The sequence below is a fragment of the Photobacterium rosenbergii genome (assembly GCF_033022775.1).
In the GTDB taxonomy this organism is placed as follows: domain Bacteria; phylum Pseudomonadota; class Gammaproteobacteria; order Enterobacterales; family Vibrionaceae; genus Photobacterium; species Photobacterium rosenbergii_A.
In genome coordinates, this window is sequence record NZ_JAWJZI010000012.1 from 39,120 (window position 1) to 61,330 (window position 22,211).

Sequence of the window (22,211 nt, forward strand, 5' to 3'; positions counted from 1 at the left end):
TATTCGTCGCTACTGCGCTAGGGGTTAGCCATTATCCGGTGTGAGCTCTAGCTCCCAGCCCGCTTTGCGCCAGTATGCCTGCTCTTGGCGTAAATCGGCCGCCAGTAAGCGGTTACTCTCCTCCCAGCCTTCGGGTAACGTCAGCTGCCATTTTTCCTTCTCGGCATCAACGGCTATGGCTGGAAGCGGGTCGTCACTGCGTTGGCCATTGAGAGCAACAGCTAACCTTAGGGTGCGGATCAGCGGGTAGAGGTGCTTGCGCTTGTAGATACTCAGTTCCGGCATTTCCTCGAGTTTCAGGCTCTTGCGTTGGAAGCGCACCAGGGTAGCCAGTACTGTTTGCTGCTCAAGGTTGAAGCCCGGCATGGTGCTGTGGCGCAACAGGTAGGCTGAGTGGCGGTGGAAGCCAGGGTAGCTGATACTCAAGCCGACTTCGTGGAGCAGTGCGCCCCAGCTAAGCAGGGTTGCCAGTTCGGTTTTGGTCAGGCCCGGTTGCGGCTCGATTTGGCTATAAAGTTGCTCGGCGGTTTCCTTGACCCGGTTGGCTTGGGCAATATCGACATTGTATTGCTTGGCCATGGCGGTGGCCGTTCTGACACGGATATCGCTATGGCGGAAACGCTCTTCCATTTCATAGAGCAAACCTTCACGCAGGGCACCGTCAGAGAAAACCATCTCGTTAATACCCAAAGACTTGAATACCGCGCTGAGAATCGCGACACCGGCGGCAAAGACAGGCTTGCGGTCATCGTTCAGGCCGACAAAGTCAAGATCTTCTGAGTGTTTGGCCTTGAGGATAGTCTCGCAGAGTTGCTGCAGCCGCTCGGCGGTGATCACCCCATCGCTATGGCCCTGCCCGATCAAGACTTCGCGGATCGCCTTGATGGTGCCAGATGAGCCAATCGCAGTCTGCCATCCCTCACGGATATATTTACTGGCGATACTCTCGAGTTTTTGCTGGGCCGCGAGTTGGGCGGCTGCCATGTTTTTGCCATTGATTTTGCCTTTGACAAAAAAACGCTCGGTATAGCTGACGCAGCCCATGTTCTTGCTATAGGCCAGTTGCGGGGTAAAGTCCTCACCAATGACCAGTTCGGTACTCCCCCCCCCGATATCAATAATCAGCTTTTGGCCGTTGTCTGGCTGGGTGTGGGCGACACCAAGATAAATAAGACGGGCTTCTTCAGTGCCGGGAATGATTTCTATCGAGTAGGGAAGGATGCTCTCTGCCCGCTTGAGAAAAATATGGGCATTGTTTGCCTGTCGTAATGTGTAAGTCGCGGCAATGCGGACATTTTCCGGCTCAAACCCTTGCAGGCGTTCAGCAAACATCGCCAGGCATTCCAGTCCTCGCTTGATCGCGGCTTGATCAAGGTTGTGATGTTTATCCAGCCCAGAGGCCAGATGAACACGCTGTTTGTGACGGCTGATGATTTGCAGGCTTTGCCCGACAATACGGGCAACCACCATGTGGAAACTGTTCGAGCCAATATCTATCGCAGCGACTTCTCTTGGGCGTACAGGTTCTGTCATGTATTGGAATCGCTCTTTAGTTTTTTCTTCAGCTGTTTTTCTGACTGCTTGAGGTAGTCGTAAATCGCAATCTGCGAGCGGATCTTACGTCTGTTGCCTCGAGGGACGTACTTATTGGACATTTCTTTATCAATAATACGTGCTTTTACAGTATCAGACAGCTGGATATTGAGTATGTCGATAATCTTCGTTTTTAGCTCCGGATCAAAAATCGGGCAGCCGACTTCGATACGGTTGTCGATATTACGGGTCATCCAGTCGGCGGATGAAATGTACACATCAGGCTCACCATTGTTTTCAAATACCACGACGCGCGGGTGCTCAAGGAAACGGTCGATGATACTGATGGCCGTGATGTTGTCGCTGATCCCTTTGATACCCGGGATCAAGGCACACATGCCGCGGATAATCAGTTTGATTTTCACCCCGGCACTGCTCGCTTGGTAAAGCAGATTAATCAGACCCTTATCGACGAGGTTGTTCACCTTTAGTGTAATACCGGATGGTAAGTTTTGCTTGGCATGGGCGATCTCCCTGTCAATCAGGTCATATAGGCGTGAACGAGAGTTGCGCGGCGAAACAATCAAGTGCTTGAATTTCACCGGGCGGTAAGGGTTCTGGATGTAGTTGAACACCATCCTCACTTCATCGGTGATTTCGGTGCGGCAGGTCATCAGCGAGAAGTCGGTGTAGATACGTGCTGTTTTCTCGTGGAAGTTACCGGTACCGAGGTGGGCGTAACGCACCAGATCATCGCCTTCCTTGCGGGTAATGAGGCAAAGCTTGGAGTGGATTTTCAGCCCAGGGACGCCGAACAGCACCTGCACCCCGGCTTCCGTCAGGCGGCGGGCCCACTCGATGTTGGCTTCCTCGTCGAACCGGGCTTGCAGCTCAACCACTACCGTTACCTGTTTGCCGTTGTTGGCGGCATCGATCATTGATTCGATGATCTGCGAGTTCTTGGCCACACGGTAGATATTGATCTTGATGCTGCGCACTTTCGGGTCATAGGCGGCCTGGCGAACCAGTTCGGTCATGTGGCCGAAGGTATGGTACGGGTAGTACAGCAGGATATCTTGCTGCTTGATGGCATCGAACGCATTGCGGCCGTTGACGAACTGAGCACTTTCCAGTGGTGGCAAAGGCTTGTTTTCCAGGTAATCACGGCCGACATTCGGGAAACCGATAAAGTCCTTGAAGTTATGGTAGCGGCCACCCGGAATGATACTGTCGTAGTTAGATACCTTGAGCAAGCCACACAGGACATCGACCATATCGCCAGGCATGTCACGCTGGTAGACGAAGCGAACCGGCATGGCGGTCAGGCGCTGGTCTAAACCTTCGGACATCTGCTCGAGTAGGCTATGCTCAACTTCCTGGCTCAAATCGTATTCGGCATCCCTGGTCATCTTCATGGCATAGGCAGAGAGCTCGTCATATTCGAACAGGCCGCTGAAGATGTCGTCGAGACAGAAGCGGATGATGTTATCGAGGAAGATAAGCGTCTTGCGGCGCTTGCCCTTGGCTTCCGGCAGCTGGATGAAGCGTGGTAGCTGGTCGGTCGGGATTTCGATCAGGGCGTAACGCTTGTCGTCGCCCTGGCGCATTTCCACCGCAAGGTACGAATATTCATCCTTGAGGAACTGCAGCAGATCGATATCGTCGGTCAGTAAGATAGGGGTGACATGAGGCAGAATACGGTTGCGAAAGTGCTTTCTCAACCAGACTTGCTGGTGGTCATCAAGCTGTTGCTCATTGACCAGAAAGATATGGCGTCGGGCCATTTCCAGCAGGATTTCATTGTAAAGGGTGTCGAAATCCTGGTTGAGCTTTAGCACCCGGCTCTGGATCTTGCTCAGTAGCTCCTTGGCCCGCTCATCCCCGCCTTGCTGTTCATTGATCAGGATCCGGCGTTTGACATCCGCGAAGCGGACTTTATAGAACTCATCGGTATTGCTTGAGTAGATACCGAGGAAGCGGACTCGTTCAATCAGCGGAACCGATTTGTCAGCCGCTTCCTGCAATACGCGCTCGTTAAAAGATAGCCAACTCAGTTCTTTGTCGGTGTAAAGGGGTTCTGCGCTCATTGTCATCCTATTTACTAATGGTGCTTCGGAGGGATCAGTTATCGTCGATGTCGATGGTGAGATCGTCCGCGATCTTCTCCAGCTCTTCTTGGACGTACTCAATATTCAAATCAGCTGGCAGCTCCAACTGGAAACGGGCTGAGAAAATCGGGTAGCCCCAGTTAGGTGCGCTGTCGGAATGCGTTTTGAGTTTGTGAATATTTATTCCAAGCTGGTTGAGCTTGGTGGTGACGTCTTTAACAATACCTGAGCGGTCATTACCTGTGACTAGCAGGTGGTGAACGACAGACGTAGGAAGGGTGTTACTTTCTTCTTCGACTATCTGGACTTGAAGGTCTTCAAGCTGTGTAAGCGCCTTGCTAAGCACCCCGACATATTGGTCAGCGACTTCCACTTGCAGGATACCGGTAAATTGACCGGCTAACTTGCTGAGGCTGCTGGATAGCCAGTTGCCGTGGTTCTGGTAAACAGTGTCGGACAGGGTTTCTACTAGGCCAGGGCGATCGTGGCCGATGACGGTAATGATCAGATGCTTCATATTGATGTCCTTATACTAAGAGGCGTCATTGCCTGTTCTGTATAGACTATTATGTGAGCATCAACATTGCCTGTCTAGGCTTATAGACCGATCAAGGTATTGAATTTTTTACGAAATCACATAACAGAATATTAATTAAAATTCATTTCACTTTTATGTCATTGATGACTAATAGGAAGTAAATCCAGTGCTGCGATTTCAATCTGGATCCTTTCATTTTCGATACCATTTGGATAAACGCGTCCGACATGACTGAAGGGGCTGTCTTGTCATATAATTGTCATATTAGGGAAATACTATTAGTAAACGTGTAAATTTATTGAGGTAATGATGGCAAAGGCCGGTGCGATTTTGATGGGAGAGAGTCCTGGCCGTAAGGTAAAAGATAAGCTGGCTCGATATGGCGTAACTGCCGGTGGTATCTTTGTCCTTGTTACCCTTATTCTGATCTTTTTCTACCTCCTGTATGTGATCCTGCCGATCTTCTCCTCGGTCAAGGTTACCCCCCTGCAGCAATTTGCTACCTCGTTTAACAATCAAACAGCTGAAATTCGTGTCGGTGACAATAACAATCATCTATTCCGCTTGGCTGAAGATGGCTCGCTGAGCGCAATTAGCCTTGGTCGCTCTAGTGCGGGTGAGGTTTTGGATACAGCGGACTTACTTGGTGATGTGGCCAGTGTAGGCCGTACTCTGCCTGCGGACAGGCTTTACGCCTTGGGCGGCAAGCAAGGTGAGGTCGTGATTGCCAAGCCTGTGCTGTCTAAATTCCGGGGAGAGAATACACTCTCGCTGGATTTCCCCTTGGGCGATGAGCGACTACTGCTTGACCCTAAAGGTCAGCCAATCGTGAGCTTGGCCGCTTCTGTCCGTGGCCAGCAAGGGATCATTTTGGGTTTGACTGCGGATGGCAGGGCCAGGGCGTTGCTGTTTTCCGAGAAGAGCAATGTGCTGGGGGGCAAGAGTCATGACTGGCAATCATCTTCCTTTGCTATTAGCGGGTTGCCTGAGGCGGTCGAGGATATTGTGGTGACCCCAGACGCGCGTACCGCCTATGTGCTTGCCGCGGACAAGCTGTACGTCGTAGCGTTTGGCAGTCGTTCGGGCTGGGTGCGGGAAGTGGTCGAGGTTGAAGAGCCGGGCAGCAAGGCCCAGCAACTGGCGCTGTTATCAGGGGCAAACTCCTTGCTGATTAGCCACAGTGATCAATCGCTTTCCCAGTGGTTTGAGATCCGAAAAGATGGCAAACGGACCATGGTTCGAACCCGTGATTTTGCAATAGGTGACAGCCCGGTCATTGACTTGATCCCAGAACATACCCGAAAAGGCTTTTTTGCCCTTCAGCAGGATGGGCAGCTATCGGCTTTCTACACCACGGTCAAAGGGGCGATTTACCGCGAACCTGTTTTTGACCATGAGTTACCGCAGCAAATAGTGATTTCACCGCATGCCGATCGCCTGGTGGCGCAAAATGGCAACGAATGGCAAGTTTATAATGTTAAAAACCCCCACCCAGAGATAGGCTTTGCCTCGCTGTGGCAGAAAATATGGTACGAGGGCTACCCCGAGCCGGATTATGTCTGGCAGTCTACCTCTGCCAGTGATGAATTCGAACCTAAGCTGAGCTTGGTACCATTGGTCTTCGGTACCTTGAAGGCCGCTTTGTACGGCTTGGTGTTTGCTGTGCCGCTGGCTTTGGCAGGGGCTATCTACACGGCTTACTTCATGTCTTCCCGGATGCGTGGCATCGTGAAGCCGACTATTGAACTGATGGAAGCGTTGCCGACCGTTATCCTCGGCTTTCTTGCCGGTATTTGGCTGGCACCGATAGTTGAATCCCACCTGGTCGGGATGGTGGCCTTGGTAGTGATGTTCCCGCTCGGGATGTTACTGGCGGGTATTGGCTGGTCTCAGCTGCCGGGCAACTGGCGTAGCCGGATCCCAAGCGGCTTTCATGTACTATTGCTGATCCCAGCCATTATCCTGATTGCCTATGGCTGTTTTAGCTTAAGCCCATGGCTTGAACAAACCTGGTTTGCCGGTGATGTCAGGACATATCTTAGCGATGAGTGGGGTATCGGTTACGATCAGCGCAATGCCTTGGTGGTGGGCATCGCGATGGGGATCGCCGTGGTCCCGACGATTTTCTCCATTGCAGAAGATGCGATTTTCTCGGTACCGGGCCACCTGACCAGTGGTTCACTGGCTTTGGGAGCCACCCATTGGCAGACATTAACCCGGGTGGTGTTGCTAACGGCCAGCCCGGGTATTTTCTCGGCAATCATGATGGGGCTCGGCCGGGCCGTGGGTGAGACCATGATAGTACTGATGGCCACGGGCAACACGCCGATCATGGATTGGAATATCCTCGAGGGGATGCGGACTTTATCAGCTACCATTGCTATTGAAATGCCGGAAAGCGAAGTGGGAAGCTCCCATTACCGGGTGATGTTCCTGGCTGCTTTCGTCCTGTTTGTCTTTACCTTTTTGTTCAATACCGTCGCGGAGCTCGTCCGCCAGCGGTTGCGGGAAAAATACAGCTCGCTCTAGTGTTCTTATTGGGCATAGAGCCGCTTTTGGCAGCAATAACTTAATGAAAAGCGAAATTAATGAGTAACGGTTTTAATGAGTAGTGCTTTAAATGAATAGGTGGCTAAAATCGGGCGCACCTTGGGTGTGGTTGACCGCGGGTGCAGTTAGCCTAAGCCTGATCGTAGTACTAGGCTTGTTGCTACTGATAGGCTGGAAGGGGTTGGGTTACTTCTGGCCGGCCCCTGTGTACCAGTTTGAAATCGAGCAAAACGGCTATCAAAGCACTATCATCGGTGAGTTATACGAGCGCAAAACGGTACCTGTAAACCAACTGGCCGAAGCGGGCATTGATACCTCTGGTTTTGAAGGTGACAAGACTTCTCGTTACGTGATCAAAACCGGTAACCGTGATGTGCTTGGCAGTGATTTTGTCACGGTTCTCGAGCCGCATATCATCAGCCAGCAGCCTGCAAAAGGCGTGGCGGTCATCGAGCGGCTGAATAATGGCCGGTTCTATGGCTTTCCTGTTGGCTTAACAGATGATGGTGTTGAGATCCCTCTGCAGGAGCTTGAAGCAAGCCTTGAGCAGGCTGACATTGTTCGTGATTTGATTCGCCAGATCGAACAGACGGATCTGGTGGATCTCAATCGGCAGTTTGAGCAGCTGAACGCCAAAGCTCGCCAGCAAGGTGATGATGAGCAGTTCATTGGTGAGCGGCAATTGCTGGAGCAGCGTTTTGTCCAAATCGAGCAACAGCTGCTGACCCTGCATCAGCAACTTAACCATGATAGCGTTATTGTCCGGGAGATGACCGGGCAAGAAATTGCGCTGCCGATAGAACAGATATTGGATATTTGGTATCCCAACGATTTAACCATGGCAGGAAAGCTTGTCCATTGGGCCCGCCAACTTGGTCATTTTGTCAGTGATGATCCCCGTGAAGCCAATACCGAGGGTGGGGTATTCCCGGCAATCTTCGGTACCGTGTTCATGGTGCTGCTAATGAGTGTGATTGTGACTCCGCTGGGTGTATTGGCAGCGGTTTACCTTCATGAGTATGCGGGCAAAAACACCTTTACCAAATTGATCCGGGTCGCGGTAATTAACTTAGCCGGTGTGCCTTCGATCGTTTACGGCGTCTTCGGGCTGGGTTTCTTTGTCTATATCGTCGGGGCGCAGATTGATGATTTATTCTTTGCCGATCAGCTTCCGGCGCCAACCTTCGGTACCCCGGGGATCCTTTGGTCGGCATTGACTCTAGCGATTTTGACCCTGCCGGTGGTGATTGTCTCTACCGAAGAGGGTTTGGCGAGGATCCCTAATTCGATCCGTCATGGCTCGTTGGCGTTAGGCGCCACGCAGGCTGAAACCCTATGGCGAACGGTATTGCCGATGGCCAGCCCGGCGATCATGACCGGGCTTATCTTGGCAGTCGCCCGTGCAGCTGGCGAGGTAGCCCCGTTAATGCTGGTGGGGGTGGTGAAAATGGCACCGTCATTGCCGATAGACGGGCAATTTCCTTACCTGCATTTGGATCGAAAATTTATGCATCTCGGTTATCATATATATGATGTTGGTTTTCAAAGTCCGAATGTGGAAGCAGCCAGACCGCTTGTTTACGCCACATCGTTTTTGTTGGTGACCGTGATTGTCGGTTTGAACCTGACGGCCATTGGTATCCGTAACCACTTGCGTGAAAAATTCCGCTCCTTGGAGCAATAGTGAGACTCAGGAAAAAGTATGTTTTCAATTAATTCCCCAATTGGCCTGTTTGAGCCTGTTGATCTGTCAGCGCTGCCGGAAGAGAAGACGGCGCTGTCAATCGAGGGGCTGGATCTGCACTATGGCTCCCATCAGGCGCTTTATGATATCAATATGCGCATTGCCAAAGGTCAGGTGACCGCCTTCATCGGCCCGTCGGGCTGTGGCAAGTCGACTTTGCTACGCTGCATCAACCGGATGAATGAGCTGGTGGAAGGCTGCAAGGTCGATGGCAAGGTGATGCTGCATGGCCTGAATATCTACGATAATAAAGTCGATGTGGCTTCTCTTCGCCGTCGTGTCGGTATGGTGTTCCAGCGCCCAAACCCTTTCCCTAAGTCTATCTACGAGAACGTGGTCTATGGCTTGAGGTTGCAGGGGATCAAAGATCGCCGGGTGCTTGATGATGCGGTAGAAAGCTCGCTGCGCGGTGCGGCTCTGTGGGATGAAGTCAAAGATCGTTTGCACGAGAATGCCTTCGGCTTGTCCGGTGGCCAGCAGCAGCGATTGGTGATTGCCCGGGCCATTGCGATTGAGCCGGAAGTCTTGCTGCTTGATGAGCCGACCTCGGCACTGGATCCGATCTCGACCCTGACCATCGAAGAGCTGATCAACGATCTGAAAACCAAATATACGGTGATTATTGTTACCCACAACATGCAGCAGGCGGCGCGTGTGTCCGATAACACTGCCTTTATGCACATGGGTGAGCTGGTGGAATACACCAGCACCAATGATATTTTCACCACCCCGAAAGAGCGACGCACCGAAGATTACATTACAGGTCGATACGGTTAAGGAGTAAGTAATGTTAGATAATTTGAGCCTTGGCCGTCATATCTCCGGCCAGTTTAACGCCGAGCTGGAAAGTATCCGTACCCATGTGCTGGCGATGGGCGGCCTGGTTGAGCAGCAGCTGGCCGACGCCCTCAAGGCAATGCACAAGCAAGATATCGAGTTGGCCCGCCGCGTTATCAAAGATGACCACAAGGTCAATGCCATGGAAGTGGCCATTGACGAGGCTTGTACCCGTATTATTGCCAAGCGCCAGCCGACCGCCAGTGATTTGCGCTTGGTGATTGCGATTATCAAAACCATTACCGATCTCGAGCGTATCGGTGATGTGGCAGAAAGTATTGCCAAGGTCGCATTGGAAAACTTCACCAACAAGCAATATAACCTGTTGGTATCGCTGGAAGCTCTAGGCCAGAGTGCAGTGCGTATGTTGCACGAAGTGCTGGATGCTTTTGCCCGGATGGATGTCAAAGCGGCGATTGAGGTGTATCAGGAAGATGACCGGATTGACCGTGAGTACGAAGCGATTATCCGCCAGTTGATGACCTATATGATGGAAGATCCGCGCTCGATCCCGAATGTGTTGCAGGTGATGTGGTCGGCACGCTCGATTGAGCGGGTCGGGGACCGTTGTCAGAATATCTGTGAATACATTATCTATTTTGTGAAGGGTAAGGATATCCGCCACACCAGCCAGGAAGAGCTGGAGAATATTCTCAAGTAAATATCAAAAGGCTCGCCGGAATTGACAGTGGCGAGCCATTGATTACCGAACTAGAAGCGGTAGTTAATTCCCATCCCGTAGCTTCTGTAGTAATTGTCCTCACCGAACAAGTCTGCCTTTTGGTAATTGAAGTAGCCAACGATATCAAGGTTGAGTGTGACTTCACGACCTACCTCGAAACCATAGATACCTGTAGTGTCCTGATCGCGATCTTTGCGATAGCCCTCTCCACGTACATAATATCTCCGGCTCTCTTCTACACGGCTAACCCCCAGAACAGCAGCGACATAGGCTGGTTGGTTGCCGAGAGCCATAAAGTGATACTTAGGTTTTAACACCGTGCTATAGCTGTAGGTTTTGTAGTCGATAGCAGTGAAGCCTTTAAAGAAATGGCTATCGCCCAACTCTGTGGCATTGAGCTCCATGCCCATTGTTATCCTTGGGGTAATGTCAAAGGCATAACCTGCCGTCAGGCCGTATTGGCCAGGAAGGGTTGATTTACTGTAATCGGTAAAGCCTAGTTTCAGACCTGCATATGGGCCTGAAACCGAACTGGCAAAAGTGTTGGCCGAGAGTAAAGTCGCAAGTAGCAAAACGAGGCGTGATTTCATCGTGTTGGCTTTCTATGTTGGTGATAAGTGGAGGCGAGAATCTGGCGACGAGATATCGCCAGATTTCGATAACCTAGAACTGATGGATTAGAACTTGTAGTTGGCACCGATGTAGAGGGTGTCAGCATCAAAGGTAAAGCCCATCAATTCGGCTTGGTATGCTTTGTAGCCAGCTTTAATAGCTACGTTGTTATTGATTTCATAGCCAGCTTCGACACCGTACGCAAGGTTGGCATTGCTTTCTTTGATATTGCCGATGACATCATCTTTGGCATCAAGAGTTGTGCTGTGTAGGCCAAGCTGTACACCAGCATAGAAGCTATCGTTAAAGTAGTATTTGGGTTTAACGTTAACGCCAAATGTATAAGCTTTGTCTTTCCAACCAAATCCTGGTGCGTAGTTACCACTATCTTCACCAAAATAGCGATACTCACCTTCCACACCAATCACTACCTGCGGTGCAACTTGGAAGTCATAGCCACCAACTAGACCTAAACCGGTACCAAATGAGGTACTTTCAATATCGTTAGAACTGATATCTGCACCAATGTAAAAGCCTTCTTTTGACGCCAGGGCTGGAGTAGAAAGCAGAGAAGCGATGGTTAGGGCAAAAATAGTTTTTTTCATGTGAAATCTCATAAAGTTAATTAGTGGTGTCAGCACAGATAAGCGTGTATTTCAGTTCGATGGCGAGAATACTAAATTGAACAATGTACACAATCTAATTACTTTGGTTGATATCACTGATTAGTGGATTTTATTGCATGGTGTTTTTTATTTTTGGGTTGCTGTTGCCTCGAGGATTAAGCGTTCGATAAGCTCTAGTAACCATTGGGTCTTAGGGTCATTTTGCTTGGATTGGTGGTAATAACATATGGTGCTGTAATCAATTGCCGAGTCATCTATCCGGGCATTGATTTTACGAAAGTCGGGGTGGTTATCTGGCACCATGATATTGAGGGTGGGAAATAAGTGATCAGTCTGTTTGACTACTTGCAGCACTGATTCCGGCGAGCTAGAACGAAATCCGATGTTGGCTTTGAGGTTGTGCTGGGCATAGTATTGCTCGACATCGGTAAGCCGCTCGCTTCTCTCCGGTACGATCAAACAGGCCCAAACAGCTTTAAGTGAATCGATATCGGTAATTGACATCTCTTGGCGAGTATAAGGATGGGCCCTTCGAACAATGATGACGGGTTTACTTACTGGGAGAGGTTTGCGGTAAAGTTCTTTGCTGGTATTGGTGATATCAAAATTGAGGGCAATATGGGTGTGGCCATTGAGGAGTTCGGTAAAAGTCGCCTCATTCCAGGTGAATACCTCCACCTGGCAGTTTGGGGCTTGTTGCTGGATGGCTAAATACAATTTGCTGCCTAACGCGTAAATGAACTGTGGGGCTAAAGCGATGCGTAATTTGCCCGTAAGTTGCTGAGGGTCGAACTCCTGGTTAGTGTTAACGGCTAGGTAAAGTACATCTAGTGCCGGTGTCAAAGCCTCGCATAATTGTTTGGCATAGGGCGTCGGGGTAAGGCCGGTTCGGGTTTTGGTAAACAGCTCATCATCGAAATGCAGGCGTAGCTTTTGCAGGGCATGGCTGACTGCGGGCTGGGTAACGAACAGGCGCTCCGATGCCTTGCGCAGGTTTTGCTCTTGGTAAATAACCAGCAAGGTTTTTAGTAGGTTGAGATCGAGATTTGCTGATAGATCCTTGGCCATGTTTGGCATTGCTCCCTGTATTTTGTTCCCGACATAGTATCTGAATCAGAGACAAAGAAGCATTGTTTTATTTGTGGCTTACCTAGTCATCCGAAAACAGATCTGGCACGAAACTTTGGTTTTCTTCCGGTGCCCGGATATAGCCTTCCTTGTTGACCTCGGGTAATTCAATTTCAGGGTATTCAATGTCTTGGTAGGTGATTTGGCTCAGTAGGTGGGAGATACAGTTGATCCGGGCTTTTTTCTTGGTATCGGCCTCGACCACCCACCAGGGGCATTGCTTGGTGTCGGTGTAGGCAAACATTCTGTCCTTGGCAGCCGAGTAGGCGGCCCAGCGGCTTCGGGACTCCAGGTCCATCGGACTGAACTTCCAGCGCTTGATCGGCGTGTTGATACGCTCGAGGAAACGTTTTTCCTGCTCTTCGTCGGACACGGAAAACCAGTATTTCAGCAATATGATGCCGGAGCGCTTGAGCATCCTCTCGAATTCAGGACAGGAACGGAGGAATTCTTCGTACTCATCGTCGTCGCAGAATCCCATCACGTGCTCGACACCGGCACGGTTGTACCAACTGCGGTCAAACAGTACCATTTCGCCGGCAGCCGGCAAATGTTCGACGTATCGTTGAAAATACCACTGGGTGCGTTCTTTCTCGGTCGGTTTGGGCAGTGCGACGGTACGGCAGACCCGGGGATTGAGCTTTTCGGTGATCCGCTTTAGAACCCCGCCTTTGCCGGCAGCATCTCGGCCCTCGAAGATCACCACCACTTTCAGCCCTTCCTGCTTTATCCATTCCTGCAGCTTAACCAGCTCAATTTGCAGACGCTCCAGTTCGGTATCGTAATCGCTTTTCTTGAGTTTTTTCTTTGGCGGGACATAAGGCATAGGGTATCTCTACTTTGCTGCAATCTGATAACAAAATAGTAACCCGGAATGTGGGCTTTGACGAATGGGAGTAATAAATGATTGAGCGGGTTGGCAGTTTTAGGGGCTAGCGCCCCTAATCATTACCTAAATGAATAAGGCTTAACGTGCTGCTAGCGCATTGAGTACAGCCGCGATTTTGTCTGGAGCCGTGACTGGAATCGCGAAGTCATCGATATCTGCATTTCCCATGTGGGCCGAACTGGCATAGCTTTGCATTAGCGAAGGACGAGTCGATTTGCCTGACAGGTGCACCTCTTTGATGTCGGTTTGCTGGACGATTTGGGCAACATTGTCGGCATTAACTCCAGCTCCCGCCATGATAGCGAGGCGGTCACCGCAGTAGTCCACCATCTGTTTCAGCATAGGGATGCCGTCGAGGGCATTGGCTTCAAGGCCAGAAGTGAGTACGCGCTCGCAGTTGTGCCGCATGATGATATCCAGCGCTGCCATGGGTTCCAGGCATTGGTCGATAGCACGATGGAAAGTCAGCCCCATCCCATCTGCAACGCGGCAGATGTCGGCCAGAAAATCATTATCTACCGAGCTATCATCATTGAGTGCACCAATGACCAAGCCATCGAGTCCAGCCTGTTTTGCCATGTGGGCATCGGCCAGCATGATTTCCTTGTCTTGGCTTGAGAATAGGAAGTCACCCTGACGAGGACGGATCATGGCATATACCGGTACCTTGGCATGCATGGCGGCCAATTGCATCAAGCCAGCATTAGGGGTAAGTCCACCAAGCGCGAGCGAGGAGCAAAGCTCGATACGGGTGGCGCCGCCTTGCTGGGCAAGGTGGAGGGATTCGATGTTGTCGATACAAACTTCAATATGATCAATGGTCATAGCAACAGCTAGAGGTAGGGTTGAGGTGACAAGCAGTGTAGACGATATCGGGCTGAGAGACGATTGGCTGGATCAAAGTTCTAGTGGGAGAGGGGAAATGGAAATAAAACCAAGATACAAAAAGGGCCCGGTGTGTCCGGGCCTCATTATTTTGTCGTTGGCTGACAATTGGCTTTACGCTTTTGCGTTTTTGCCTTCACACCGTTGAGCGTGGTGTGATTGCTAAATTACTTAGCTAGGTCTGCAGTGTGCTCAGATAGGTAGTCAGCAACACCTTTTGGCGATGCGTCCATACCTGCTTTGCCTTCTTCCCACTGTGCTGGGCAAACTTCACCGTTCTTCTGGTGGAAGTTTAGCGCGTCAACCATGCGTAGCATTTCGTCGATGTTACGGCCTAGTGGTAGGTCGTTAACTACCTGGTGACGTACAAGACCGTCTTCGTCGATTAGGAAAGAACCACGGAAAGCAACGCCTGCTTCTGGGTGCTCAACGTCGTAAGCTTTGCAGATTTCGTGCTTAACGTCAGCAACTAGTGGGTACTTAACCTGACCGATACCGCCGTTCTCAACAGCAGTGTTACGCCATGCGTTGTGAGAGAACTGAGAGTCGATAGAAACACCGATTACTTCAACGCCTTTCGCTTGGAAGTCTTCGAAACGCTTGTCGAAAGCGATTAGCTCAGAAGGACATACGAAAGTGAAGTCTAGTGGGTAGAAGAAAACTACCGCTTTTTTACCTTTAGTGAATTCTGCAAAGTTGAAGTTATCAACGATTTCGCCGTTGCCTAGAACAGCTGCAGCAGTAAAATCTGGTGCTTGACGACCTACTAGTACCATTTTGGTGCTCCTAAATATTCGGTTTGTCGCCTACCTTTCCGGTCGGCTCTCTGTTTGGACGAGACAAACTATAGCGAAACTGGTAAATTCAAAAAAGCGGAATAAATAGATTGATGTAATCGAAATTTACGATGAACAAGTTTCCTTCTCTCAAACAACTTCATTATCTAGTGACTTTGTTTGAAACCCGCCATTTTGGCGAGGCGGCAAAAAAGTGTTTTGTCAGCCAGTCTACCTTGAGCTCAGGCGTACAGAATCTTGAAGAACTCATTGGCTGTCAGCTTATTGAGCGTGACAACAAATCTTTGGTCTTTACCTCGACGGGTGAAGATGTGGTTGCTCGAAGCCGGGAATTACTGGCGAGAAGCCAAGACCTGATGGAGTTGTCTAATTGTACCGGGGATGGCATGGAAGGTCAGTTACGGGTCGGGTGTATCCCAACTATTGCCCCTTTCCTATTATGTGACTTGGTGCAAGAAGTGAACCGTCTGCATCCTAATCTCAATTTGCTGTTGCGTGAAGATACAACCACCAACCTGCTGGCCGCATTGCGTAACGGCGAGATGGATGTCCTGATCTTGGCACTGCCGGTAGAGATTAATGGTATGCATAGCCAGGTGGTGGGTCGTGATGTCTTCAAGATGGTGATCAGCCGTAATCAGGCTGAACAGGTGACGACACCATTGCGCTACGCCGATCTACCGGATGAGTCGGTGTTCTTATTGGAAAAAGAGCACTGCCTTACCGATCATGCGGTTTCTGCGTGTAAACTGACGACCAAAGAGAAGATTAACCCATTCACAGCCACCAGTCTTCACACCCTTGTACAGATGGTAGCTAATGGCCTAGGTACGACCTTTATTCCGCAAATGGCGATTGATCATGGCCTGCTGCACAATCAGAACCTGGTGGTGGTCGATCCTCCTGGCCAGGAGGCATACCGTGAAATTGGCTTGGTCTGGCGTCCGACGTCCAGCCGTACCCGTACCTTCCACCGTCTTGCCGATATTGTCGAAGAGCTACTGTAAGCACTTCGTTCTCGCAATTTTTCTTTTGTAGCTGCTCATTTAGCGGCTACTTTGCTTTATTTCCTTTCCGTAAATTAAGTGCTGAGCAAAAACCGCTTACCTCAGCATAAAATTCTAAATGCTCACGCCTTTCTGGTATATCGCAATCACCCTGTCTGAACAAACGGGCTGCTATTTGTAGGTTTATTATGTTTCGCATTAAAAATAAATGAAACCGGTTGATTAAAGGTCTATGCTTTTTGTGTATAAAAAATAACCTGCGCGGCCTTTTTACTGATTGTTTTTTAAGCGTATTAATGCTTCTACAAAATACCCTTTCTGTTTGAAACGCAGATCGGGACAACTGTTTGAATTTGAATTTTCTGTAAGTTAATTACGTAAGTGGTTACGAAATGGCGGGAAAAAAGTTATCGGCAATAAAACCGAGTTTTTACCTGAAATTTGTTTCAATTTAGTGTTTTGAGTTATTGCTCTACTTTTTGTAACTTATTGTTTTTTATTGATTTGGCTGTGCTGTTGTCTTCTGGGTTAAATTGCCAGCCCTTGCAATTGGGCGTATGTTGCGGCAACGTAAATAGGGCGTTAAGGTCAAGTTTGTTTTGCGTGAAGGCGAAAGCGTACTTGGTTAGGGTGGTGATTAAGTTACATTCGTAAGGGAGCGTTAAAAATGGAAAACGACATGTCTACTAACCATGAAGTGAAGCTTTCACTACAAACGCCGCTGACGGCAGAGCAAGCAGACATCCTCAATGATGAGGCACTGGCTTTCTTAGAGTGTTTGGTACAGCGTTTTGCCGGACGAGTCCCTGAACTGCTTGCCACTCGGGAACATCGTCAACTTGCTATTGATGCCGGCAGCCTACCTGACTTTCTGCCTGAAACTGCCGAAATCCGAAACAGCGAGTGGAAGGTTCAGAACATTCCGCAAGACTTGCAAGATCGCCGGGTGGAAATTACCGGCCCGGTAGAGCGTAAGATGGTGATTAATGCGCTTAACGCCGATGTAAAAGTCTTTATGGCAGACTTCGAGGACTCCTTTGCTCCTGCTTGGGGAGAAGTATTGGCCGGTCAGCAAAATCTGAAAGATGCTGTCAACGGTACCATTTCCTATACCAACCCAGAGTCAGGCAAGCATTATCAACTCAGTGAGGATCCTGCGGTCTTGATCTGCCGGGTACGTGGCCTGCACTTACCGGAGAAGCATTTGCTTTGGCAGGGTGAGCCTATCCCAGGCTGCTTGCTCGATTTTGCCCTTTACTTCTATCACAATCATAAGGCATTGCTTGAAAAAGGCAGCGGCCCTTACTTCTATATTCCTAAACTGCAGGCTTATCAGGAAGCAGCCTGGTGGAGTGAGGTCTTCAGCTTTACCGAAGACACGTTTGAGCTGCCAAGAGGCACCATCAAGGCCACGGTGCTGATTGAAACCTTGCCAGCCGTGTTTGAGATGGACGAGATCCTCTACAGCCTCAAAGAGCATATCGTTGGCCTTAACTGTGGCCGATGGGATTACATCTTTAGTTATATCAAGACCTTGCGTAATCACCCCGATCGTATTCTGCCGGATCGCCAGGTAGTGACAATGGAGAAGCCTTTCCTCAATGCGTATTCGCGCTTGCTGGTGAAAACCTGTCACCGCCGCGGTGCCTTTGCGATGGGCGGGATGGCAGCGTTTATTCCGTCGAAAGACCCTGAGCGAAATGAATGGGTACTCAACAAAATTCAAACCGACAAGTCATTGGAAGCCAACAACGGCCATGACGGTACTTGGGTGGCTCACCCAGGACTTGCCAGTACAGCCAAGGCGGTATTTAACGAAGTGCTTGGCGAGAGAAGCAACCAGCTTGATATATCGCGTAGCGACGATGCTCCTATTACCGCCGACATGCTGCTTGAGCCATGTGAAGGTGAGCGGACAGAAGAGGGCATGCGCCATAACATCCGGGTTGCGGTGCAGTATATCGAAGCATGGATCTCCGGTAATGGCTGTGTGCCTATCTATGGCTTGATGGAAGACGCCGCAACAGCAGAGATTTCACGCGCATCTATCTGGCAGTGGATCAAACACGGAAAAACGCTGAGCAATGGCAGCGTGGTCACCAAAGCCTTGTTCGAGCAGATGCTCAAAGAGGAAATGGAAGTGCTTGAGCAAGAGCTTGGCAGTGAGTATTTCCAGCAAGGTAGGTATAACGAGGCCGCAGTGCTGATGTCACAGCTTACCACCAGTGATGAGCTGGTTAACTTCCTGACATTGCCGGGCTACGAGTATCTGCCCTAAGCACTAAGTCGGGATATCAACAGAATTAGCAACACCAACAAAGCCAATAACGAGAAAGGGCTCGAATGCTTGTAGCTTATCGGGCCGATATAAAAAGTCAGTTTACCAATAACAATATGTGATGCGGATTATCGCCAAATGAAACGAGGGACATCATTATGACATTGACTCGCCAGCAACAAATCGAAGCATTGGAAAAAGATTGGGCGGAAAACCCACGTTGGAAGCATGTAAAGCGTACCTATACCGCGGAAGAGGTCATTAACCTACGCGGCTCGTTTGCCCCAGCCAATACCATCGCCCAGCGTGGTGCGGATAAGTTGTGGGATTTGGTTAACGGCAGTGCCAAGAAAGGCTACGTCAACTGTTTGGGCGCACTGACTGGTGGCCAGGCGGTGCAGCAGGCCAAGGCGGGCATTGAAGCCATTTATCTATCAGGTTGGCAGGTTGCCGCCGATAACAACACAGCGTCGAGCATGTATCCGGACCAGTCACTTTACCCGGTAGATTCGGTACCCGCTGTGGTCAAGCGTATCAACAACTCGTTCCGCCGTGCCGACCAGATCCAGTGGTCAACCGGTAGCTCTCCAGAAGAAGGGATTGATTACTTCCTGCCAATCGTTGCCGATGCGGAAGCGGGTTTTGGCGGGGTGCTCAATGCCTACGAGCTGATGCGCAATATGATTGATGCCGGTGCGGCAGGTGTGCACTTCGAAGATCAGCTAGCGTCGGTCAAGAAGTGTGGTCACATGGGCGGTAAAGTGCTGGTGCCTACCCAAGAAGCGGTGCAGAAGCTGGTCGCAGCCCGCTTGGCGGCGGATGTGGCAGGTACGACGACTTTGGTGATTGCCCGTACCGATGCCAATGCTGCGGATCTGCTGACTTCAGACTGCGACCCATACGATAAAGACTTTATTGTCGGTGACCGCACTCAGGAAGGCTTCTACCGCGTACGTGCCGGTATCGATCAGGCGATTGCACGTGGCCTTGCTTATGCACCATATGCTGATTTGATTTGGTGTGAAACGGCGACCCCGTGCCTTGAAGAGGCGCGTAAGTTCGCTGAGGCTATCCATGCCCAGTACCCTGACCAGCTGTTGGCCTACAACTGCTCGCCATCTTTCAACTGGGAGAAGAACCTGGACGCCGAAACCATTGCCAAATTCCAGCAAGAACTGTCGGACATGGGCTACAAGTACCAGTTCATTACCCTAGCAGGTATCCATAACATGTGGTTCAACATGTTCGAGCTGGCCCACTCTTATGCCCAGGGTGAAGGGATGCGCCATTATGTTGAGAAAGTCCAGCGTCCAGAGTTCGAAGCGGCTGAAAAAGGGTATACCTTCGTGGCTCACCAGCAGGAAGTGGGTACCGGTTACTTCGATAAGATGACCAACACTATCCAAGGCGGTAACTCGTCGGTCACCGCACTGACAGGCTCGACCGAGGAAGATCAGTTCAAATAACCCATAAACCAAAACCTCCTAGTATTTGTTATAACCTTTTTTATTTTGAGCGCCTTTGTGGCGCTCTTTTTTTGTTTGCATTCGGGTGGTTTTTAAGGGCTTGGTTGAAAACGTTTTGCTGCCTGTTCGACTTGCGGGTAAATCAAAAAGAATTGGTGCTTTAGTTGGTCGTAGTTCGCCATAAGCACTGCCGGCGTATGGGCTAGCTGGTGGAGCCGAGGGCGACGGCTGGCCATCCTAACTAGCGCAGTTTCTAATGTTTCGGGGTACTGGTATTGCAAAAGCCAGTTTTGCTGCCACATTCGGTTCATCATAAGCAGGTAGGATTCAGGCATATTTTGCTGGTATGGCTCAACCTCATTTCGGGCTGTGTTGACAAAGTCGCTCAGGGAGTGGGGGTGGAATTGTTGCCAATGGCGGGCCAGGAAGTGATCCCAGACCATATCGAGGGCAATTCCGCTGACTCTGCGGGTATCTGACCCAAACAATTGCCTACATTGTTTCACCTCCGGCATGGCATCGATATAACTGTCGACAAACCGGTGGAGTTTGATCCCATCAGCGATGTCTTTGCTAAATTGCCGGTAGGGATCACCCCTGACGAAATCGGCAACCAGGTTGCCTGCGAGATGACTGTTGCATTGCTGGGCGAGGTGGAGATGGGCCAGAAAGTTCATGCGTTAACAATAGCGTCTGTGCTTTCTGGCGCAGGCTTGATGATAATTTCAGTAGGTTGATTGAGTGTCGTTTTCAAGCGGTTCGACCTCTTCTTGTAGCTCCAATAAATTAATGGCGATAGAGACAAAGTCGGTATCGGTGATGATCCCCACTAACTTATTGTGGTCGACAATAGGCAAACAGCCAATTTGGTGCTTTTGCATATAGAGCGCTGCTTCTTTTAGCCCCGCGGTCGGGTCAACACTCATCAAGTTACGGTGCATGGTTTGCTCAAGGGGAATATCCAAGGCGGAGATGAAAGAGCTCTTGGAGATTTGCTCAAGGCTAGACTCTTGGGCGGAGAGGATATCCCGCTGGCTTACAAGGCCAACCAGGTGGTTGTCTTTGTCGGTGATAGGGACATGGTGAATATGATGCTTGGCCATGAGTCGCTTGGCATCCGCCAAGGTGTGCGATGCGGTCAAGGTATGGGGGTGGGGCGTCATCATATCGGCAACGGTAAACATAAAGCCTCCTCAATAACGGTGCGTTATTTGTTGTTATTGCCCACTATTGCGGGCTTCTCGGTATCCTTTTTCTGCTTCTTCTATGAATGTAGCCAATCTTACCGTCATGACCTATGACGCCAGTCAAAGAACTTGCAAGTTATTTAACTGTGTCTCAGATGTTTCTCATGAGTTAAATTTAAGAATGTGTCGTATACTCATTGAAATGATGCCGTAGAGGAATGAGTCAATGCGTAAGCTGCTGTTTATTTTGCTGTCTTGGGCGATGTGGTTACCATTCTATGCTCACAGTGATGATCCTGTCCCCCAGGCCAAAATTATTGGCGGGATTGAATCCGGGACCAATGAAATTCCTTGGCAGGCTTACCTCAATATGACCTTTGGTGAGGGCACGCAGGAAAGGACTTTCATTTGTGGTGGGGTGGTGATCAGTAAAGATGTGGTTATTACCGCGGCCCATTGCATGCGTAATGGTTCCGAAACCGCTAGGCCCGAAAATGTCAAAGTATGGGCTGGCATCACCAGTATCTTCAGTGCGGGCTTACTCAACTCTGTGGCAGTCAGTGACATTATTCTCCATCCCAACTACAACTCATCGCGCTTTGCCAATGATATTGCCATCTTAAAATTATCCAGCACCTTGCCTGATGCTGCTCTGCCGATCCGTCTGGCCTCAGAGAGTGAGCAGCAACGCGCCGATCAGGCCTTTGCCAATGGCTGGGTAACTGACGGCGAGCGTCAGCCTAACCTATTGGTATCAGGCTGGGGCAGTACCGATGCCAATGACTCAAGTTCGGGGGCGACCCGGTTGCAGCAGACCTTATTATCGGGTGTGCCTGACACTATCTGTGATTCCATGTGGGGCAGTAATATCAATAGCAGCGAATACGGCATTTATTTGTGTGCCGGCTCGGTGTCGCCAACATTAGGACGAGACAGTTGCTTCGGTGACTCAGGCGGCCCTTTGGTATGGCAGGATCCTCAGCGGGCAGCTGACAGTGACTTTGGCTTGCGTTTGGTCGGCTTGGTTAGCTTTGGCGAAGGTTGTGCGGGGCGCCTACCTGGTGTCTACTCGGAAGTTGCCAGCCAGACTGGCTGGCTAGCAGGTGAAATAGGGTCGGCATTCTTGACGCAGGCGGCATCGGAGTTTTCGGTTGATCCTTTCCTTGCGAATTATGATGGGATTGGTGCTGAGGTTGAGGGTGGCCAATCTGTTGCAGTGGGAGGCAACAGTAGTAGCAGTGGGGGAGCTCTCGGAATGATGGGGACACTTCTTCTGACTATAGTGATGTGGTTACGTCGCCGTGGAGTCGCCTAGCAGATGATCTTTGCTTGATATTGCAGTGT

19 protein-coding genes are annotated in these 22,211 nt (G+C 50.2%); 8 read left to right on the forward strand and 11 right to left on the reverse strand.

All coding sequences use genetic code 11. The annotated features are described in order from the left end of the window. Positions 1-24 precede the first annotated feature (24 nt). From ppx to R2X38_RS20435, 3 genes are read right to left on the reverse strand one after another with little or no spacing between them, the layout of a single operon-like run. On the reverse strand, positions 25-1,533 hold the full coding sequence (gene ppx / locus R2X38_RS20425) for an exopolyphosphatase (protein ID WP_317524202.1): 1,509 nt from the start codon (positions 1,531-1,533) through the stop codon (positions 25-27). Then, a complete protein-coding gene (gene ppk1 / locus R2X38_RS20430; RefSeq protein ID WP_317524203.1) occupies positions 1,530-3,620 on the reverse strand; it encodes a polyphosphate kinase 1 in 2,091 nt (696 codons plus the stop codon). Before ppk1 ends, ppx begins: the two co-directional genes overlap by 4 nt. Before the next feature lie 34 nt (positions 3,621-3,654). Next, a complete protein-coding gene (locus R2X38_RS20435) occupies positions 3,655-4,158 on the reverse strand; it encodes a glycine cleavage system protein R (protein ID WP_317524204.1) in 504 nt (167 codons plus the stop codon). Positions 4,159-4,488: 330 nt separating this feature from the next. On the opposite strand from R2X38_RS20435, the gene R2X38_RS20440 reads away from it, so the two are divergent. The 4 genes from R2X38_RS20440 to phoU all read left to right on the forward strand — a co-directional run bounded on the left by R2X38_RS20440 (position 4,489) and on the right by phoU (position 9,971). Further along, positions 4,489-6,708: an ABC transporter permease subunit gene (locus R2X38_RS20440; protein ID WP_317524205.1), complete on the forward strand. Its 2,220-nt coding sequence runs from the start codon at positions 4,489-4,491 to the stop codon at positions 6,706-6,708. A gap of 91 nt (positions 6,709-6,799) precedes the next feature. Beyond that, positions 6,800-8,413 carry a phosphate ABC transporter permease PstA gene (gene pstA, locus R2X38_RS20445; RefSeq protein WP_317524206.1) on the forward strand — a complete coding sequence of 538 codons (1,614 nt, stop codon included), beginning with the start codon at positions 6,800-6,802 and terminating at the stop codon, positions 8,411-8,413. Positions 8,414-8,431: 18 nt separating this feature from the next. Next, entirely contained in the window at positions 8,432-9,250 is an 819-nt protein-coding gene (gene pstB / locus R2X38_RS20450; protein ID WP_317524207.1) for a phosphate ABC transporter ATP-binding protein PstB, read from the forward strand. Positions 9,251-9,260: 10 nt separating this feature from the next. Then, positions 9,261-9,971 (forward strand): phosphate signaling complex protein PhoU, encoded by a 711-nt coding sequence (gene phoU, locus R2X38_RS20455; RefSeq protein ID WP_039469132.1) that lies wholly within the window; start codon positions 9,261-9,263, stop codon positions 9,969-9,971. A gap of 50 nt (positions 9,972-10,021) precedes the next feature. Here phoU and R2X38_RS20460 read toward each other — a convergent pair whose 3' ends face one another. From R2X38_RS20460 to R2X38_RS20485, 6 genes are all read right to left on the reverse strand, one after another. After that, a complete protein-coding gene (locus tag R2X38_RS20460) occupies positions 10,022-10,582 on the reverse strand; it encodes an outer membrane beta-barrel protein (RefSeq protein WP_317524209.1) in 561 nt (186 codons plus the stop codon). Positions 10,583-10,669: 87 nt separating this feature from the next. Further along, the gene (locus R2X38_RS20465; RefSeq protein WP_317524210.1) at positions 10,670-11,209 is read right to left on the reverse strand and encodes a porin family protein; all 540 of its coding nucleotides are present in this window, start codon (positions 11,207-11,209) and stop codon (positions 10,670-10,672) included. 147 nt (positions 11,210-11,356) lie between these two features. Further along, the gene (locus R2X38_RS20470) at positions 11,357-12,298 is read right to left on the reverse strand and encodes a LysR family transcriptional regulator (RefSeq protein ID WP_317524211.1); all 942 of its coding nucleotides are present in this window, start codon (positions 12,296-12,298) and stop codon (positions 11,357-11,359) included. 82 nt (positions 12,299-12,380) lie between these two features. Further along, positions 12,381-13,184, reverse strand: coding sequence for a polyphosphate kinase 2 (ppk2, locus tag R2X38_RS20475; protein WP_317524212.1), 804 nt, complete (start codon positions 13,182-13,184; stop codon positions 12,381-12,383). 141 nt (positions 13,185-13,325) lie between these two features. Next, positions 13,326-14,072 (reverse strand): copper homeostasis protein CutC, encoded by a 747-nt coding sequence (locus tag R2X38_RS20480; RefSeq protein ID WP_317524214.1) that lies wholly within the window; start codon positions 14,070-14,072, stop codon positions 13,326-13,328. Between the two features lie 227 nt (positions 14,073-14,299). After that, the gene (locus R2X38_RS20485; RefSeq protein WP_317524215.1) at positions 14,300-14,908 is read right to left on the reverse strand and encodes a peroxiredoxin C; all 609 of its coding nucleotides are present in this window, start codon (positions 14,906-14,908) and stop codon (positions 14,300-14,302) included. Positions 14,909-15,039: 131 nt separating this feature from the next. On the opposite strand from R2X38_RS20485, the gene R2X38_RS20490 reads away from it, so the two are divergent. The 3 genes from R2X38_RS20490 to aceA all read left to right on the forward strand — a co-directional run bounded on the left by R2X38_RS20490 (position 15,040) and on the right by aceA (position 19,680). Next, on the forward strand, positions 15,040-15,936 hold the full coding sequence (locus tag R2X38_RS20490; protein ID WP_317524216.1) for a hydrogen peroxide-inducible genes activator: 897 nt from the start codon (positions 15,040-15,042) through the stop codon (positions 15,934-15,936). Positions 15,937-16,615: 679 nt separating this feature from the next. Next, the gene (aceB, locus tag R2X38_RS20495; protein WP_317524217.1) at positions 16,616-18,214 is read left to right on the forward strand and encodes a malate synthase A; all 1,599 of its coding nucleotides are present in this window, start codon (positions 16,616-16,618) and stop codon (positions 18,212-18,214) included. A 158-nt stretch (positions 18,215-18,372) separates the two neighbouring features. Then, a complete protein-coding gene (aceA, locus tag R2X38_RS20500; RefSeq protein WP_317524218.1) occupies positions 18,373-19,680 on the forward strand; it encodes an isocitrate lyase in 1,308 nt (435 codons plus the stop codon). A 92-nt stretch (positions 19,681-19,772) separates the two neighbouring features. On the opposite strand, the gene R2X38_RS20505 is transcribed toward aceA, so the two are convergent. Further along, positions 19,773-20,357 carry an ACP phosphodiesterase gene (locus R2X38_RS20505; protein ID WP_317524219.1) on the reverse strand — a complete coding sequence of 195 codons (585 nt, stop codon included), beginning with the start codon at positions 20,355-20,357 and terminating at the stop codon, positions 19,773-19,775. Between the two features lie 48 nt (positions 20,358-20,405). Then, on the reverse strand, positions 20,406-20,864 hold the full coding sequence (locus R2X38_RS20510) for a CBS domain-containing protein (RefSeq protein ID WP_317524220.1): 459 nt from the start codon (positions 20,862-20,864) through the stop codon (positions 20,406-20,408). 229 nt (positions 20,865-21,093) lie between these two features. On the opposite strand from R2X38_RS20510, the gene R2X38_RS20515 reads away from it, so the two are divergent. Further along, the gene (locus tag R2X38_RS20515; RefSeq protein WP_317524221.1) at positions 21,094-22,182 is read left to right on the forward strand and encodes a serine protease; all 1,089 of its coding nucleotides are present in this window, start codon (positions 21,094-21,096) and stop codon (positions 22,180-22,182) included. Positions 22,183-22,211 lie beyond the last annotated feature (29 nt).